20 protein-coding genes are annotated in these 17584 nt (G+C 51.2%); 1 reads left to right on the top strand and 19 read right to left on the bottom strand.

Annotation, left to right across the window (positions count from 1 at the left end; genetic code table 11):
- Nucleotides 1-7: 7 nt before the first annotated feature.
- From LZ11_RS01035 to LZ11_RS13120, 19 genes are all read right to left on the bottom strand, one after another.
- Nucleotides 8-526, bottom strand: coding sequence for a chromate transporter (locus LZ11_RS01035; RefSeq protein WP_148865801.1), 519 nt, complete (start codon nucleotides 524-526; stop codon nucleotides 8-10).
- The gene (locus LZ11_RS01030; RefSeq protein WP_222927134.1) at nucleotides 523-1101 is read right to left on the bottom strand and encodes a chromate transporter; all 579 of its coding nucleotides are present in this window, start codon (nucleotides 1099-1101) and stop codon (nucleotides 523-525) included. Before LZ11_RS01030 ends, LZ11_RS01035 begins: the two co-directional genes overlap by 4 nt.
- Nucleotides 1094-1966, bottom strand: a complete 873-nt coding sequence (prmC, locus tag LZ11_RS01025; RefSeq protein WP_148865799.1) for a peptide chain release factor N(5)-glutamine methyltransferase — start codon at nucleotides 1964-1966, stop codon at nucleotides 1094-1096. Before prmC ends, LZ11_RS01030 begins: the two co-directional genes overlap by 8 nt.
- A complete protein-coding gene (gene prfA, locus LZ11_RS01020) occupies nucleotides 1963-3057 on the bottom strand; it encodes a peptide chain release factor 1 (RefSeq protein ID WP_148865797.1) in 1095 nt (364 codons plus the stop codon). Before prfA ends, prmC begins: the two co-directional genes overlap by 4 nt.
- Complete coding sequence (locus LZ11_RS01015; RefSeq protein ID WP_148865995.1) at nucleotides 3047-3922, bottom strand: DUF1385 domain-containing protein; 876 nt, start codon at nucleotides 3920-3922, stop codon at nucleotides 3047-3049. The genes prfA and LZ11_RS01015 overlap by 11 nt, the downstream gene beginning before the upstream one ends.
- A 59-nt stretch (nucleotides 3923-3981) precedes the next feature.
- Nucleotides 3982-4191 carry a 50S ribosomal protein L31 gene (gene rpmE / locus LZ11_RS01010; RefSeq protein WP_013276800.1) on the bottom strand — a complete coding sequence of 70 codons (210 nt, stop codon included), beginning with the start codon at nucleotides 4189-4191 and terminating at the stop codon, nucleotides 3982-3984.
- Nucleotides 4192-4305: 114 nt separating this feature from the next.
- Nucleotides 4306-4998: a DUF2225 domain-containing protein gene (locus LZ11_RS01005; RefSeq protein WP_148865795.1), complete on the bottom strand. Its 693-nt coding sequence runs from the start codon at nucleotides 4996-4998 to the stop codon at nucleotides 4306-4308.
- A gap of 87 nt (nucleotides 4999-5085) precedes the next feature.
- A complete protein-coding gene (locus LZ11_RS01000) occupies nucleotides 5086-6258 on the bottom strand; it encodes a cation diffusion facilitator family transporter (RefSeq protein WP_148865793.1) in 1173 nt (390 codons plus the stop codon).
- Nucleotides 6259-6291: 33 nt separating this feature from the next.
- Nucleotides 6292-7266, bottom strand: coding sequence for an AmmeMemoRadiSam system radical SAM enzyme (amrS, locus tag LZ11_RS00995; RefSeq protein ID WP_148865993.1), 975 nt, complete (start codon nucleotides 7264-7266; stop codon nucleotides 6292-6294).
- A 60-nt stretch (nucleotides 7267-7326) separates the two neighbouring features.
- On the bottom strand, nucleotides 7327-8724 hold the full coding sequence (gene amrA, locus LZ11_RS00990) for an AmmeMemoRadiSam system protein A (RefSeq protein ID WP_148865791.1): 1398 nt from the start codon (nucleotides 8722-8724) through the stop codon (nucleotides 7327-7329).
- Nucleotides 8725-8971: 247 nt separating this feature from the next.
- Nucleotides 8972-10066, bottom strand: coding sequence for an NAD(P)H-binding protein (locus LZ11_RS00985; protein ID WP_148865789.1), 1095 nt, complete (start codon nucleotides 10064-10066; stop codon nucleotides 8972-8974).
- A gap of 18 nt (nucleotides 10067-10084) precedes the next feature.
- On the bottom strand, nucleotides 10085-10987 hold the full coding sequence (locus tag LZ11_RS00980) for a quinate 5-dehydrogenase (protein WP_148865787.1): 903 nt from the start codon (nucleotides 10985-10987) through the stop codon (nucleotides 10085-10087).
- A 3-nt stretch (nucleotides 10988-10990) separates the two neighbouring features.
- Nucleotides 10991-11518, bottom strand: coding sequence for a helix-turn-helix domain-containing protein (locus tag LZ11_RS00975; protein WP_148865785.1), 528 nt, complete (start codon nucleotides 11516-11518; stop codon nucleotides 10991-10993).
- 86 nt (nucleotides 11519-11604) lie between these two features.
- Entirely contained in the window at nucleotides 11605-12567 is a 963-nt protein-coding gene (locus LZ11_RS00970; protein ID WP_148865783.1) for a hypothetical protein, read from the bottom strand.
- Nucleotides 12568-13590 carry a tRNA dihydrouridine synthase DusB gene (gene dusB, locus LZ11_RS00965; RefSeq protein WP_148865781.1) on the bottom strand — a complete coding sequence of 341 codons (1023 nt, stop codon included), beginning with the start codon at nucleotides 13588-13590 and terminating at the stop codon, nucleotides 12568-12570.
- Nucleotides 13565-14353, bottom strand: a complete 789-nt coding sequence (locus tag LZ11_RS00960; RefSeq protein ID WP_148865779.1) for a type III pantothenate kinase — start codon at nucleotides 14351-14353, stop codon at nucleotides 13565-13567. Before LZ11_RS00960 ends, dusB begins: the two co-directional genes overlap by 26 nt.
- A gap of 4 nt (nucleotides 14354-14357) precedes the next feature.
- A complete protein-coding gene (locus LZ11_RS00955) occupies nucleotides 14358-14879 on the bottom strand; it encodes an ECF transporter S component (RefSeq protein ID WP_148865777.1) in 522 nt (173 codons plus the stop codon).
- 357 nt (nucleotides 14880-15236) lie between these two features.
- Nucleotides 15237-15530, bottom strand: coding sequence for a hypothetical protein (locus LZ11_RS00950; RefSeq protein ID WP_148865775.1), 294 nt, complete (start codon nucleotides 15528-15530; stop codon nucleotides 15237-15239).
- Nucleotides 15531-15731: 201 nt separating this feature from the next.
- Entirely contained in the window at nucleotides 15732-16211 is a 480-nt protein-coding gene (locus tag LZ11_RS13120) for an MFS transporter (protein WP_170240248.1), read from the bottom strand.
- Nucleotides 16212-16445: 234 nt separating this feature from the next.
- Here LZ11_RS13120 and gap point away from each other — a divergent pair, with 234 nt between their 5' ends.
- Nucleotides 16446-17543 carry a type I glyceraldehyde-3-phosphate dehydrogenase gene (gene gap / locus LZ11_RS00940; protein ID WP_148865772.1) on the top strand — a complete coding sequence of 366 codons (1098 nt, stop codon included), beginning with the start codon at nucleotides 16446-16448 and terminating at the stop codon, nucleotides 17541-17543.
- The last annotated feature ends 41 nt before the right edge of the window (nucleotides 17544-17584 follow it).

Here is a 17584-nt window from a genome sequence, read left to right as displayed (position 1 = left end):
CCTCGAATTAATAGATCAGAATGCCGGCGGCCGCTGCCAGAGCTATTATCAGGATGGGGTTCAGCTTGAAAATATAAAGTCCGGCCAGCACCGCAAAAGTTAAAATAATATCTTTTATTCCGAGAATCGAACTCTTTCCGAGGGAATAGGCCGCTTTCACGATCAGGGCTATCACAGCAGGCCTGACTCCGAAGAAGAAGGCATCGACCCAGGTAAGACCTCTATACTTCCTTACGAGAAACGCCAGCAGCAGGATGATGACAAAGGACGGTGCGGTCACGCCCGCCGTGGCCAACGCGGCTCCCCGGAAACCCGCGATCCGGTAGCCCACGAAAGTGGCCGCGTTTACCGCAATGGGCCCGGGGGTCATCTGGGAGATGGCTATGACGTCCATGAACTGTTCCAGGGTGAGCCACCCGTTTATATCTATTATTTCCTTCTGAATGAGGGGTATCATGGCGTAGCCGCCGCCGAAACTGAAAAGGCCTATTTTAAAAAAGGACCAGAAAAGGAGAATGTATATCACTCACCGGCACTCCTTTCCCCCCGGCCTCCGGCCATATAGGATATGACTCCCGTAATCCCCGACACCAGGATCACCAGGATGGGGTGCACGTTGAAAACCACCAGAGCTATCAGGCCGGTAATCGCGACCGCTACGTCGATTCTGTTTTTAAAGGCAGCCTTTTGCAGGTTGAAAGCAGCGGCCAATACCAGCACGACCAGGGCGGGGTATATTCCCCTGAATGCCTTCTGAACGGCGGGGTTCGACCTGATATCGGCGTAAACAAAGGCAACGGCCAGAATGATTAAAAAAGAAGGCAAAACCGTCCCGAGAGCCGCGACGACCGCACCCGTAAGCCCGAACAGCCTGTATCCTATGTAAACGGAAGAATTTATCGCCACAGCTCCCGGCGAGCACTGGGTAACTGCTATTATGTCCAGGAATTCTTCTTCCTTGAGCCAGCCTTGCCTGTCCACGATTTCCACCTTCATCAGGGGAATCATGGCAAAGCCGCCCCCCAGGGTGAAGGCCCCGATTCTGAAAAAGACACAGAACATGGATAGAAGCTGCCGGGGAGAAAGTCTTCTTTCACTCAACGCTCCCATCTCCCACGTGTAAGGATGCCGCTATAACTCGTTCGAAGCCGGCGTAATCCTTCAATATCTTTATACCGCCGAACCCCTCCCGCCGCAGGAGATCGGCGATTTGGCCGGCCTGGTCTTTTCCGAACTCCAGCACTATACTGCCGCCCGGTTTTAAAAACCGCGGTACGCCGGCGATAATTCTCCTGAAAAATTCCAGGCCGTCGGGACCGCCGTCCAGGGCGACCTCCGGTTCGTATTTTACATCCCTGGGCAGGTTTTCTATTTCCCCCGACGGGATATACGGTGGATTTGCCGCCACCACGTCGAAGCCTCTCAGGCCTTCCGCTTCAAAAGGTTCCCAGAGGTCACCCTTCAGGAAGCGAACCCGGTCCTCGACGCCGTATTTGGCAGCGTTCATGAGCGTCACCTCTCCGGCCGTTTCTGATATATCGGAAGCGTAAACAACGGCGCTCTTATTAAAAAATGCCACCGAAACCGCAACGGCTCCACTGCCGCAGCATAGCTCGGCGACTTTCGGTCCGGCAACACCCGATATGCGGAGGAGCACCTCTTCCACCAGAAATTCGGTCTCCGGCCTGGGGATTAAGACACCCTCCTTGACCTGAAAATCCAGGGTGAAAAACTCCTTATGGCCGGTAATATACGCCACGGGCACCCGGGAGCATCGTTTTTCCACGAGTGCCCTGTAAGTTCGGATTTCTTCCGCGCTCAGCCGCCTTTCCGGGTGAATAAAAAGGTCTATCCGCCTAACCCCGAGCACGTGGGCGAGGATGACTTCGGCGTCCAGGGACGGGCTGTCAACCCCGACCGCGGAAAGCCTTTTTCTGCCGTAGCTAAGAGCTTCGGTTAAGTTCACTGAGCCGCCCTCATTTCGGTATCGCCGGCCTCGGCGAGTCTCCTTGTCTGGTCTTCCGCTATAAGCCTTTCTATCAGCTCGTCCAGTTCCCCGTCCAGTATGTTCTCCAGCTGGTGCGTGGTGAAGCCTATGCGGTGGTCGGTAACCCTTCCCTGCGGGAAATTGTAGGTCCTTATCCTTTCGCTCCTGTCACCGGTGCCCACCTGACTCCTGCGGCTCTGGGCGATCTTTTCGTTCTGTTCCTGCTGCTTCATCTCCAGGAGCTTGGCCCTCAGTATCTTCATGGCCTTGTCACGGTTTTTTAGCTGCGAACGCTCGTCCTGGCAGGTGACTACAATACCGGTGGGGAGGTGGGTTATCCTCACCGCCGAGTCGGTGGTGTTGACCGACTGCCCTCCGTGGCCCGACGACCTGAATACATCTATCCTGAGTTCGTTGGGGTTTATTTCCACGTCGACTTCTTCGGCCTCCGGCAGCACCGCCACGGTGGCCGTGGAGGTATGGATACGGCCTCCGGCCTCGGTCACCGGTATCCTCTGCACCCGGTGGACGCCGGACTCGTACTTTAGGCGGCTGTAAGCGCCCTTGCCCATTATTTCGAAAATTACTTCTTTAAAGCCGCCCAGTTCCGTCGGGCTGGAGCTCATAAGCTCCACCTTCCAGCCCTGACGCTCGGCGTAGCGGGTGTACATCCTGAAAAGATCCCCGGCAAACAGGGCCGCTTCCTCCCCTCCGGCCCCGGCCCTTATCTCCATTATGACGTCCTTTTCATCGTTGGGGTCCTTCGGCAGGAGCAGTATTTTCAGCTTTTCCTCCAGCTCCTGTTCTCTTTGCAGAAGCTGTTCCAGTTCCCCCTTTATGAACTCCTCCATTTCCCTGTCGTTGGAGGTCTCCTTCAAAAGCTCCCTGCTTTCCTTTATCTCACTTACAACTTTTTTGTATTCCCTGTAACACGATACTATCTCTTCCAGGGAAGCGTGTTCCTTGGCCAGCTTTCGCCACTCTTCCTGCCTGGCGATTACGGTGGGATCGCTTATTTCGCGGGTGAGCTCCTCGTATCTTCTCTCTATAGCATCGAGTTTATCCAGCAACAGTACCACCTCCTGATAAAACGCTCTTCAAAGCCTCCAGGGCCACTTCAAGCTGGGAATCGTCGGGCTCCCGCGTGGTGAGCAACTGGAGCCACATCCCCGGCGCGCTGATCACTTGAATAAGCGGCGACCGGCTCCTTCCGGCCAGCCTGATAAATTCGTACGATATCCCGGCCACCATCGGAAAAAGCAGCACCCTGGAGGCTATGCGGGCGAGTATTCCGGGCCATCCCAGCAGGGAAAACAGCAGGATGCTGACGATCATCACCACCAGCAGAAAGCTGGTGCCGCACCGGGGGTGAAGGGTGGTGTATTTTCTGGCGTTTTCGATGGTCAGCTCCTCACCGTTTTCGTAACAGTGTACGGCCTTGTGTTCGGCCCCGTGGTATTCGAAGAACCTCCTGATGTCCTTCATAGAAGAAATGAATATCAGATACAATAAAAAAACAGCTATGCGGATAACCCCTTCTATGAGATTCAATAAAAGGTGACTTTTTACGCCTCCCGCGATTAATTTGACCAGAAGCGTGGGAACAACGATAAAGAGCAGCACCGCAAATCCGATGGCCAGGGCCACCGCATAGAAAATGTCCCTGCCGGTAAGCTCTTCCTCCTCTCCGGCCGCTATCCCCGCCGAATAGGACAGAGCCCTGACGCCTATGACCAGCATTTCGATAAGCGCCACGGCCCCCCTCAGCACCGGGAGCTTTAAAACCGGGTATTTATCGGTGATCGAGCTGTTTTTCTCTTTTTTTACTATTATTTCGTCGTTTTTTCGGACGGCAACAGCGGTGAATTCCGGGCTTCTCATCATGACCCCTTCTATAACCGCCTGGCCGCCGATGGCGGGCTTTGCTCGGCCCATTTCTTTCTCCCTTTCTATAATATGAATAAAGGCTAGAGTAAAAACTCTAACCTTCAAAATTATTCCTCATCCTTTATGCCGAACTTTTTCTTGAAACGCTCCACACGGCCGCCGGTGTCAACGAGCTTCTGCTTGCCGGTGAAGAAAGGATGGCACTTGGAGCAAATTTCCACGTGAATCTCGGGTTTTGTCGAACCGGTCTCGAAGGTCTCGCCGCAGGCGCACCTTACTATGGCTTTCCCGTACTTGGGGTGGATGCCTTCCTTCATTTATATCACCTCTCCGAATTTATTTGCCTACTCTATCTTACTCTTGAGAAAATAAAAGATAATGGTACTGAATACCTCTGTTATTATAGCATACGTGATTTTTTTACACAAGGGTTACGGTGAAAATGTGTGGTTATTTTGTTTCGCCTTCGCCCGCACCTTCTCCCAGCTTTGCCTGGCCATCTCCTTTATTACGTTATTTTCCGGTAAAGACCTGTCCATTATCACTATCTGAAGCCATTTTACCGCGCGTTCTTCCTTACCCAGCATTCTGTTCAGCTCGCCGATGAGGTAAAATTGCTTGGCTTCGTTCTGTATCCTTTCCCTTTCAGCCGCCATTTCGTAAAAACGAACGGCGTGTTCGAGAAATTTATTTTCTTCCTCTATGTTGCCCATTATCCTGTACACCCAGGCCAGCCTGTGGCATAGCTGCGCCATTACGCTCGCCTTCTCATTCTTCGCCTGTGCAGTGTATATCCCCATTTTATATACCAGTTCGGCAGTCGAGAGGGAACGCTCTAAAGGTATGCGGCCCCCCCACCTTACCTTCTTCAGTTCTTCCTTTACTTTCTCCTTCTCTTTGTGACCTATTTGGCGGAAAATACTCTCAAAAGCCGCATACCCGCATTCGGAGCATATCGTTACATCGTAAAAAAAAGGATAGAAATTTTCTTCGTAGTGCATTAAAAAATCGGTGTCATTGCACTTTTTGTGCAATTTAGAATGTCTAACCCTTGCTGACATAAATTTTGTACCGCAAATGGGACATTCTTCTTCTTTTTGGTATAAGAGCCTTTCCACCTGCATTTATCTCACCTTTTTCTCTCTATACTTTTTAAGCAAAGTGTGCAGCGAAGAGGAATCCGGCTAAAAAGTAAAAGAGAAATCGCGTAGTTACACATACTGCCTGTCGATTATTATCACAGGATTATACCCCGGATAAGCTTCCTTTATTCTTTTCGCAAGCCTCCGTTTCAGGGTTTTCTCCTCCTGCTCCCCCACATCGCCGGATACCACCGCATCGAAGATCACATTCTTCCTGCTGCCCGAACCGACCACCCTCAGGTCGTGGATCGAGAGTACCTCAGGAAATTCCCGGAGCACCTTTTCGATATCTCTTCTGGTCCTTTCGACCTCTTCGTCGTCTACGCTGACCGGGTCCATGTGAATCGTGAGGAACACACCCAGTTCTTCCGAGAGTTCCCTCTCGGCGGTATCTATGATGTCGTGGGCCTTCATCGCCGACATGTTTTCGGGAACTTCGGCGTGCAGCGATACTACGCACCTGCCCGGGCCGTAGTTGTGCACCATAAGATCGTGAACTCCTATTATCCCCTCATACGACAGTATCCGCCGCTTTATTTCCTCCACTAATTCCGGATCAGGCCGTCCTCCTATCAAGAGGTCCACCGATTCCATAACCAGGTTGTAGCCCGAATACATTATGAAAAGGGAAACCAGAATTCCCAGGTACCCGTCCAGGGGAAGGGTCGTGAATCTCGAAAGCAAGAGACCCAGTGTCGCCGTGGAAGTCGATATGACGTCCCCGTAACTGTCAAAGGAACTGGCGTCCAGGGCTCTGGAGTCGATCTTTTCCGCCAGCCTGCCGGTGAATTTGCCAAGCCACAGTTTAGCCGCAACAGTAAAAAGGAGAATTATAAGGGATACCGGACTGAACTCGACGGTTTCCGGATTCAGCACCCTGCCGATGGAGTCCCTCATCAGTTCAAAACCCATAAGTATTACGATAATAGATATTATAAGGCTTGTTATATACTCGATTCTTCCGTGACCGAAGGGATGTTCCCTATCGGGAGGTCTGGCAGCGACTTTAAATCCTATTATCGTCACTACCGAAGAGCCTATATCGCCCAGGTTGTTGAAGGCATCGGCGGAGACGGCTATGCTGTTCGTTATCCGTCCCACGGTGAACTTTAGCGCAAAAAGCAGTGCATTTACGGCTATTCCGACAACGCCGCTCAACATTGCGTATGCGTTCCTGCGAGCCTTTTCCTCGTCTTTTCCCGTGCCAGAAAATAATTTTTCGGCCAGTCTTTCCAGAATCATATTCCATCTCCTTCTGAAGGCTGGAGGGGAAGTTCAGTTCACCACAGAAATTTCGCCGCCGCACTTTCCGCATTTACCGCCGCGCATTTCAACCTGCACCCTGTAGTTATACCGCCGTATAACGGCTTCCCCGCACCGGGGACAGTAGGTGTTGCTGCCCTCCTCATCGGCCACGTTGCCGGTATAAACGTAGTCCAGGTACTTCGAGGCTGTCTCCCTGGCCCTTTTCAGGGTGCTCACGGGGGTTGGAGGCAGGTCCATCCTGTAATTGGGGAAATACCGCGTAAGGTGCAGCGGGATATCCCGCCGGATTGAAGAAAGCCAGCGGGCCAGGGCTTCTATTTCTTCATCGCGGTCGTTGAGCCCGGGGATGAGCAGGGTGGTTATCTCCACGTGGCAGACCTCCTGTGCCCGCTCAACAGTCCGCTTGACCGCCGAAAGGCTCCCCGCGGCCAGGTCCCTGTAGAAATCTTCGGTGTAAGCCTTGACGTCGATGTTCATGGCGTCCACATAGGGAAGCAGTTGCTCCAGCGGCTCTTTCTCTATAAATCCGTTGGTGACCAGCACGTTTTTCAGCCCTTCTCTTTTTGCGAGCATTGCGCACTCGTACACGTACTCGTACCATATGGACGGCTCGTTGTAGGTATAGGCTATACCGATATTCCCGGCCTCTTTCTTCGCTACTTCCACGAGGTGTTCGGCCGAAACCTCTTCGGTAGGAACCTCTTCCACCTGTGCAATCTGCCAGTTCTGGCAGAACTTGCACCGGAAGTTGCAACCGAAGCTACCTACCGAAAAAATCCAGCTCCCCGGGTAAAAGTGATAGAGGGGCTTTTTCTCTATCGGGTCCATGCCCCAGGAGGATATCCTGCCGTAGTTCATCGAATAAAGCCTGCCTTCGATGTTTTTCCTCACCCTGCATATGCCCGACCTTCCCTGTGAAATCCTGCAGTGGTGGGGGCAGAGAAAGCATTGAACGTGTCCGTCACCCATTTTCTCGTGATACATGGCTTCTTTTTTTGTTCCCGAATCAACCGGATGAGTCACGGCTCAACACCCCTTGATCTTTTAATGGTGCCGTATGACCTCAAACCTGAAAAGTTCGTACCCCTCGCCGGGCCTTATGCCCGCCTTCCTCAGGGCTATGTTTATCTGTTCTTCAACGGTATCGATGCCCTCCAGGTCGGGCAGCAAAAGCCCGGTTCTGTTTCCCCTTTTCACGATAACGCCGTATTTTTTGGGGTCCAGCTTATCCGGCGAATCGATAGGCTCCGGAGGAGTAAGCACGTCTACCGAGTACGTGAGCTCCGGTAGTTCCTCCGGCTCCACCGGGAAGAACCTGGGGTCCTCGCATCCGGCGCTGATGGCGTTTTTTATGATCTCCTCGGCTATATTCCTCCTGGTTGGCATGATGGTTCCGATACACCCCCGGAGCTGACCGTGTTTTTTTATTGAAACGAAAACTCCGGCTCTTTGCTCGAGCATCTCCCGGGGCAGGTTCCCGGGGACATCCATTACCCTGCCGGTCTTGACGTAAGTCTCCAGGCTCCGGCGGGCCAGCTTTACGTAGGAATCCTCCTTTTCCCGGCGCATTTTAATCTTTTCCGCCCTCCTGTTATACAGTCTTTCCAGCCAGCTTTTGCCTTCACCCTCAGGCCGGAACCGGGCAACGCAGTATCCTACTCCGAAGGGGCCTTCGTAGGACAGGACCCTGGAATCCACGCTGAAACCGTCCAGCGCGCCCAGCATTATCCATATGGACCTCAAGCCGCACTCCCCCGCCTTTTTGGCCAGCACCGGGTCTAGACCGTATAAAGCTCCGATGTCGAAACTTTCCAGGATAGAAACCAGCTTTTCGTCGAACACTCTGCCCTGAGGGCTGTAACCTGCCGGAGCGCCGGGAGTTAGCCTGTGGGAGAGGTCGCCGCTGGCCACTACCACCACCCTCTTCCCCAGAGCGCCGGCGGATTCGCGAATCACACGGCCGAAGGCGTAAAGGTCCTCGTAGGGCAGCATCCCGAAGGCCAGGGGAAGCAGTTTAAAACCCTTCGCATACTGAGTTATGAAGTAAAGCGGGACAAGCACGCCATGGTCCAGTTCTTCCTTCACCCCGTAACGTGAAAGGCGCACGCTGCTGGACTTTACCGCCGGAACTCCGGTCCTGCCGGCCCTTTCGAGAATCTCCTTCTTGAGCTCCTCGTCGGATTCAAATTCGAGCCTTACCTCCGGAGCTCCGAAGGAGGCGAAACTTCCCTTTAAGGGAAAGTCATAGATGCAAACGGCATCCTGAAAAATCGGGCCGTGGGGTGAAATCAGCACCAGGGTATCCGGCTTTAAGTCCCGGATTTCCCTTCCCACTTCATGGGCCGCCTCAATGGACGTGTTGACTTTCCGCGCTTCATCCTTACCCACTTCGGGGATCATTATCGGGGGGTGGGGCATCAGGTAACAACCAACTATACCCATGACAGGCCTTCTTTGCCCGGGCTCAGCCCGGGGCTGGGGTATTTTTATTCCGCCCTTGCGGTTGGGGGATCCCCAGCAGGCGGATTTTCCCCCGTTCCTGGAAGAACACCCTTAAGGCTTCATAATCAAGTATTTCCATAATAGACTCATCAATGACAAAAATGTTTTAACCATATTATACCATTTTATTCTGCCCGGTGTAATTTTTTTAGTTAAAAAAAAAAGGGCTCCGTAATAGCGCCCTTTTTTATATGACCTTGCTGTCCCACTTTGCAAGATTCTTTCTGGCGTTTTCCTTTATCCTCTCTATTTGTTCCTGTGTCACCGGCCGCTCGAAGCTCCTGAATCCGGCCAGCTTGAATCCGTGCTTTTTTGCAAGTCTTGTAATCTCTTCCACCTGCTCCACCGTCAGGTCCCGGCCCAGGGTAAAGCACTCGTACCGCCGCTCCAGCGCCAATATCATGGTCTCGGCCATGCAGGCGTAGCTGGTCTTCGGCTCGAATCCGAAATTAAAGTTAAAGTTCACGTCTCCGGGTACTTCCACAACCCCGCCTTCGATTATGAGCACGTCGTCGCGCTTTTCCGCCACTTCCTTGGAAACGTCTCTGGGCCTGGCCACATCGCAGACCACCGCTCCGGGTTTCAGGTCTTCGGCGTCTATCACCGTATCCACACTACTCGTGACCGTGATTATCACGTCGGCCCTCTTCAGGGCGTTCTTCACGTTTGAGGTGATCCTCACCGAAAGTCCTGTTTCGCGCAGTATCTTTTCGGCTATGCTCTCGAGCTTCTGGGTATTCCTGGCGACCAGTGTGAGATATCTGGCATCCCTCGCCAGGATCTCGGCGCATACCTTGCCTATGGAACCCGTGGCGCCGATCACCACCACCTCGGCGTCTTTTATGTCCTTGCCCATTATAGCAGCGGCTTTCACTGCACCCTCGACGGCGGTGGCAACCGTATAGCTGTTGCCCGTAGTAACCGGAATGTTTAAGTTCCTCGATATGGTTATGCCGGCGTCGCCCACCACCGACGTAAAGGCGCCCAGTCCCACTATTTTCGCCCCCAGTTTTTCCGCCAGCTTACCGGCTTTAATTATCTTTTTGATTACGAATTCTTCAGGCAGGGTCATCATCTGCCTGGTTGTGAGGGGACATGCCACAAACCAGCCCTCCACCTCGTTGTGGGGAGACCTGACCCCCGTTATGTGGGATACTTTTACCGGAGGGAGGTACTTCATCACTCCCTCTATAACTTTTTCGGGCCATGTCTTCATGAATTTGAATTTTCTGGCCACATCGTAGGTATCTATAGGGTGGATTATAAACGCGAAACTGTCCATTTTTCAACACCTCATAGTTCAGTTTAATTTTTCTATCCGGGGAAGAAATGCTAGTTTATCCAGAAGCTCTTCGTAATCCCGCGGAGTCAATTCTTTATACGGCTTTTGGGAAAGGGATACGAGCACCGCCTCCATCACGTTGGTGCCGAAGGACCTGCCCTCCAGTTCCGGAGTGGTCGTTACGAGCATGGAGGCGCCCCTCTCGGCCAGCATTTTAACGTCCTCGGAAGTGACCGTATTCGTGATTATCACCTTTCCGGGTATTTTCGGGGGCATATACCTTTTTATGTAATGAAAATCCCCGGCTATTACGTCCGCCTCTTCAAAAAACCTGCCATACATGGATTTACTGTTCTCCTGCTTTTCGCCGGTAGGATATAGCATCTCGAAGGGCAGGCGCGCGACTACAGGTGCGACAATCCTCGCCAGGATGTCTATGGTTTTCAGGGAATGAAGGGGAATGGGTATTTTGAGGGCGAATATCAGGTCGCCGTACGTCATTGCGGCGCCGGTTTTTTCCAGGGCCTCCGCCATGCCGAAGCGGTCAGCGGCTGAAACCAGCAGTACCTTTTTGCCTTTGAATTCCACCACGTTTTCCCTCTGCAGGTATTCTATCACTCTTCTTTCCAGGGTGTTTTTAAGCCCCGAACCGTCGACGACGGGAGAGATTTTAGCGGCATTGGCGAGATGGGCGGCGTCCTTGATTATGTACCTCCGGTTACCTGCGCAGATGTAGAGGTCTATGCCGCCGAGGCCGAAAGCGCTAACCTTACCGTCATATTCCCTGATCAGCTCTATGGCCTTCTTCTTGTCTCCGTCGGTACCGACACGCTCTATTATAAAATCCTCTCCCAGGATATTCATCTTCACCTTATGGTTTCTTTTAGATGAACCCAGGCTGACACTCATTACGTGTTTCAAAGTTTAATCCTCCCTTACCTTTCTTATGATTTCCCTCAGGTATTCCGGTTCCACGTAAGCGTCGTCCTTCATGGGAGACTTGCCTATCTCAACAGCCACAACCTCGTTGTCCAGCAGAGCCCTGAAAAGCCTTATCCTCTGGTCGGAACCCAGTATTATCACCACATCGTGCTGCCTGACCCTGTAAATCCAGTTCATTATTTCATTGATGAGCTCTATACCCGATTTCTTGTAGACGAAATCCCACCGCTCCCGGTCGGTCATAAGGAGGATGAAATCGACCCCTTCCTCCCGGGCGACCCGTTCAATTTCGGCGGTATTCTTCAGGGGAAACCCTACCAGGGCTATGGTCCTTCCCTTCCTGACCTCTCCCAGGCTTTCAACCCTTGAAAGGAACGACCTGTCAATGCCGAATTTTCTGGCCACCTCGGCCTGGGACATGCCCTTCTGCCGGAGCGCCAGCATTTCTTCCAGCGTACCCGTTATCTTTGTGAGGCTGATGAGTTTGTCGCCTATACGAATGAGATCCATGGCTTCACCTTCTGTGCACAATTTTGTGCTCATCGATTATATTTTATAACATCCCGCATAAGAAATCAATAAAAAAGAACCCATATTTAATGCCATGGGTCCTGCGGAAATCTCTTCAGTATGTCTTTTAATTTTTTCATCTCTCCGGGGGAATCATCGTGAAACATGCCTTTCTTGAGCCCCTGGAGAGCTCTTAATCCTCTTTCGGTGGATATGTCCATATCCTGGGTAAGCCGGGACACCGTCTTCCTCCTGGCCTCACTCAGCGATTCGAAAATGTCGAGGCCTTTTTTGAGCTGTTTTTTAAGTTCTTCAGTCAAATACATCGAGGCCATCTGGGTCATGGGGTTGCCGCAAACGCCGCTCCTGGTCACACCGAAAACCTCCGGCAGCTTGTGGGCAATGCCGACCTCCACCGACCACTTCAGTTCCTCGGTTTCCCTCTTCATACACTCCCGCAGGGTTTTCGGTGTGCAAATAGCGTAGTTTTTTAAAGACCGGATTATGGCGTGCTCTATGGTGTGGGCCTGCTCCGGTTCCACCTGCCCGCTCAGGCGGCCCACTATGGCCACATCCCTGCCGGTCTCGTATTCCCAGCCGTAAATGGTTATCTCTATGCTCTTTTTGTCGGAGCCGAAGGTAGTGTAGCCACCGGTCGGGCGCCAGCCTGCTCCGCAGATCACCGGATATCCCAGGACCCTCAGTTCCCTAAAGTCGACCCTCTCTACGCCGCAAGCCACCAGGCCCTCGTCCTGGAATTCGAATCCTCCGGCCCTGCACCTTTCCCTGCCCGATACCCTGGCAAAAAGCCCGACGATGTTTTTTTCCGGTATGACCTGCTGGGTCCAGAGGTCCTCTATTCTGGCCAGCACGCCTACCGGGTAAAAATCCCTGTCTTCAACGGATATGGGAAACAGGAAAATTTCGCTTCCAACTCCCGCCCGGACCAGCATCTTTGAAAAGTAAGGGTCCAGAAAAAGGCCCTGCATTACCCCGCCATCGGCCCGGGGCAAAACTCCGTTGGTGATGGGAAGCGCAAACGTTTCCAACTAAATCACCTCCTGCCCGGCGGCAAGATCAAGCTTTCGAAAATATTCATCCAGTAAATATTTTATTTCATCAGCATGTTTGCTTTGCTGGATTTTCTGTTTTACAACTGAAGAATGGGGAAGGCCCTTTAGATACCAGGCTATGTGCTTCCTCATTTCAAGGATGCCTATGCGCTCTCCGTGAAACTCCAGTGCCCTATCCAGGTGTTTGAAAATCACTTCTTTCTTTTCTTCCAGCGCCGGCGGTGGGAGCTTTTCCCCGGTCTTTAAAAAGTGTCTTATTTCGCGGAAGATAAAGGGGTTACCAAGGGCCCCCCGGCCAACCATGACGCCGTCGCATCCGGTATGTTCCAGCATCGCCGCCGCGTCGCGGGCCGAAAAAACGTCGCCGTTGCCTATAACCGGGATGCTCACCGCCTCTTTCACCCTTCTTATTATATCCCAATCGGCCCTGCCGCTGTAAAACTGCTCTCTGGTCCTGCCGTGGATTATAATCATGGCGGCACCGCTCTCTTGGGCCATCCTGGAGAAATCCACGGCGTTGACGTGGTCCTCGTCCCAGCCCTTGCGTATCTTCACCGTCACCGGCCTGTCCGAGGCTTTGGCGGTAGCTTCTATTATTCTCTGGGCCAGCTCCGGCTCCTTCATCAGAGCGCACCCGTCGCCGTTTTTGACGATCTTGGGAGTGGGACATCCCATATTCATGTTTATAAAATCGAAGGGTTTGTCCTCGATCTTTTTAACTGCATGTACGAAAAACTCCGGGTCGTTGCCGAAGAGCTGGACGCCTACCGGATGTTCGCAGGGATCTACGGTCAGGAGCGCCGCGGTCTTGGGGTCGTTGTAATATATGCCGCGGGTACTGACCATTTCGGTTATCACCACATCGGCGCCGAACTCCCTGCATATGGTCCTGAAGGGAAGATCCGTGATGCCCGCCATCGGCGCCAGGAAAACCGGGCAAAAATCAAGGAAAGGGAAAACCCCCGGGTTTTCCCTATAACGGTTCAGAGTTCTTTTCATAGATTATCCTCAGCCCCTCTAAAGTGAGCATGGGGTCCACCTTATCTACGGTCCTGGTGCCTCCGGAAATAAGTTGGGCAAGCCCACCTGTAGCCACCACGAATATATTATCTTCTCCAATTTCTTCTCTCATTTCCTCTTTCATCCGCTCAACGATATTATCCACCAGTCCCGCGTATCCGAAAAACAGCCCCGATTGAATATTTGTAACGGTATTTTTACCTATAACCCTCTCCGGCTTGATTATCTCCACACGGTACAGCCTTGAAGCACTCCTGAAAAGGGCTTCCGCGGAAATTGTAAGGCCGGGAGCTATGGCACCACCCAGGAACTCCAGATCGGCACTGACCGCATCAAAAGTGGTGGCGGTCCCGAAATCCACCACAATAAGGGGGGCTTTATACTTGTGATACGCCCCCACCATATTGACTATTCTGTCGGCCCCGACCTCCCGGGGATTTTCCACTTTTATATTTATACCCGTTTTTATACCCGGCCCCACCACCAGGGGCTTAATTCCCAGGTATTTACCGCACATTTTCTCCAGATAGGGCGTAATGGTCGGGACCACCGACGATATTACGACCCCCTTTATTTGCCGGAAGTCTATTCCGGTATCCGCCAGGAGGTTTTTCAGAAGTATGCCGTACTCATCTTCCGTCTGCTCCTTATGGGTGGACACTCTCCAGTGGGTGAGAAGGTCCTTGCCCCTGTATATCCCGAATACTATATTGGTATTGCCAACATCGATGGTAAGAAGCACGTTTTCACCTTCTCGTTATTTTCAGGCTCTTGTAGACCAGGGTGGTTAATAAGACGGCAACCACCACCTCGGGGATGCCGTGGGTCACAGCTATGCCCCAGGCCACCGGTGCGGCGATATATCCCCTAACAACCGCCAGGCCCAGAACACCGGCCGTATTGGTCACGGTGCCGAGAGCCGCCGCCAGGGCCACACTGCCGGTCAGCCGGTATGCAAGGTGCGCCACCACCCCGATTATGATCCTGGGCAAAACGGCAATTACGGGATCGGCAAACAGCGGGGAACCCATCCTGATGAAGCTGTGAAGGCCGAAGATCAGGCCCACAAGGCCGCCTGTAACCGGTCCTTCCAGCACTCCTGCCAGTACGGCCGGGATATGCATTATAGTGGCATGTCCCGCGGCCGTGGGAACGGGTATAAACCCCAGGGGAGTCATCCCCAGCACTATGGAGACGGCGCCCAAAACCCCCGCTATCGCCAGGGACCTGGCCCGCCGTACCGCTCCCTTCGTCCTGCTCCTATTCATTTTTTCACCTCCGTTCCGGCTCCTCCCGGATGCCGGACAAATTACAGCATTATTTTATCATAAATATGAGAAAAATCAACGCTGAGGAGCAGCGTTGATGTGTGATCCTAAAATGAACTGCATCTGCCGGTATACCTGTAATGCGCGTTCAAAAAAATTTTTATTTTTTCAGGGAACTTTTTGGGGTGATAAAACGACTATATTATGAGGGGAAAAATACAACAAGAATTCTTCTACGTTTAGGGGTGTCTTGTTTCGTATTCGTGTTTTAAAGGCGGAAGTGGGTATGATCATACCTGGAAAGAGTCTTTACGTAGGTTTTAACTTCAATACCTTTCGGCCGGGTGAACTTTAAGTTCACCCGGCTTTTAAGTGGGAGCTCAATAAAGCCAGAAACAGAAACACCAGAAAGCCCAGGCTCGTGAGCTGGTCTATCACCGGTCGCTGTTCCGGACTCACCCGGCTCATGATCAAGTCTTCCACAGGACCCGCGGTTATGATGGCTGCTGCTATAAAGAGTGGAAACAGGCTTTTGTTTTTAAAAAAAAGCCTGAAAGAAAATAATACAGTTAAAATCCCCATACCAAAATTCATCAATCTCAGTAATACAAGCAAATCCTCCGTTTCCATTCCCGTCTTCACCGGCTTCACGGATCAACCCCTCCTTCCCCGTAATATCCCCATATTATATAACTATTAAATATTCGAGGAAATGAGATAGAACATTTTCGCAAAGTGAGCTTGCAAGTCTCGACACGGCGTTAGTTTTTAAAGCAATTGCCGTCAGGCATAACCATAAATAGGCCAAAAGAAAATCAAACATTTATTGGGTCAAAACGGTATCCGGCTCTTTTATATTAAATATAGATAGGGTCCCGCCAGTAATACTATTAAGCCTGCGACAATTAACACAAATCTTACGCTTGTGATCTCGGCCAAAAAACCAGAGGTGCTTAAACTTATGACTGAAGCGATGTTAATGAACATCGAATTTGTACTGAAAACTCTGCCTAGATACTGATTTTCTCCATGCTTTTGAATTATCGTTGTTCTTGTGACTGAATACATTAAATTAAATATTCCGTTCAGGGACTGTAGAATTGCCGCAAGTGCAAATATCTCATTTAGGGGGAACAACAGAAGGACTAACCCGAGGCCTGTTACTCCTAATTTAAAAACCGTGATTTCACTGAATTTATTTATTAGAACTGGCATAAATAATGATGAAATAAGCATTGATGATCCCTTAAAAGACAATATAATTCCATATCCTCTGGAATCTAATTTTAGATAATTGTATACGTAAGGTAAAAGAAGTGTATTCAGATTCACCCGGCTTTTATAATGACAAGCCGGCCCTTTCAACGATAGCCGGGCATTAATGATGGCTGCGAGCACGCCTCAAGTTTTGTAGAAAGAGATACATCATTTATACATACCAATTTGGGTTTATTAAAGTATTGTGTTGTATTATTTAACTGATAAATTTAATATAATATAGCATAATAAGACTTATTGTGATATAATTATTTGCAGTCATTAAAAAATTTAAGGGAGGCTTTATTCATGAAGGTGAGGGTTGCAATAAACGGTTTTGGGAGGATAGGAAAAAACGCCTTGCGAATCTGGGTGGAAGGCAACAAGCCCGAGCTAGAGGTAGCGGCTATCAACAGCACTAGCGGCCCAAGGCCCCATGCTCACCTCTTCAAATATGACTCCGTTTACGGCGTTTTCCCCGGCAGCATAGAGGCATCCGATGATGCTCTGATAATAAACGGAAAACCGATTCCTTTTTTTGCCGAAAAAGATCCAGAGAACTTGCCCTGGGATGAACTGGGGATAGAGATAGTTATCGAATCCACGGGCAAATTAAGAAAACGCCAGGATGCGGAAAAACATTTAAAAGCCGGAGCTAAAAGAGTCATAATCACGGCTCCAGCCGAGGACGTGGACAGAACCATTGTCATGGGCGTCAATGAAGGAGATTTCTACCCTGAAAGAGATTTTATCCTGTCTTCGGCATCCTGCACCACCAATTGCCTTGCACCGGTGGTCAAAGTACTGGATGAAAACCTAAAGATAATCAACGGATCGATGTCGACTGTACACGCTTATACCGCCGACCAGCATCTGGTGGACAAGACTCATAAAGACCTCAGGCGGGCGAGAGCAGCGGCCATGTCTATAATTCCTACTACCACCGGGGCTGCTAAAGCCATAGGCCTTGTTATTCCCCATCTTTCGGGGAAATTGAACGGCTGTGCCTTCAGAGTTCCTACTCCGTCGGTGTCAATAATAGATTTTGTGGCTAATGTGGAGAAACCTACCACGAAAGAAGAGGTAAACAGTTTATTCAAGGACGCATCTCAAGGAGAGTTAAAGGGTATATTGGATTATACTGAGGAGCCTCTGGTTTCCACCGACTTTTTGAAAAATCCTCACTCTGCCGTAGTCGACGGCCTTTCCACTATGGTTATAGACAACAGGGTTGTAAAAGTCCTGGCATGGTACGATAATGAGTACGGCTACACTATGAGAGTCCTGGAACTCGCGGCGTATATCGGCGGGGCCTGCCGTAACTATGAAAAAAGCCGGAACGTTTGTCATTTTGCAATGGGAGCCCGGCGCTCAATGAAGCCAGGGGCGGAAAAATACGGCTCGTAAGGTGGTATTTGGCGCGATCTCCGGCGTATATCGATACATAA

The sequence above is a fragment of the Thermosediminibacter litoriperuensis genome (assembly GCF_008124715.1).
Taxonomy (GTDB): Bacteria; Bacillota; Thermosediminibacteria; order Thermosediminibacterales; family Thermosediminibacteraceae; genus Thermosediminibacter; species Thermosediminibacter litoriperuensis.
Note: the sequence above shows the minus strand (reverse complement) of the source record. Positions and strands in the feature narration are given on the sequence as shown.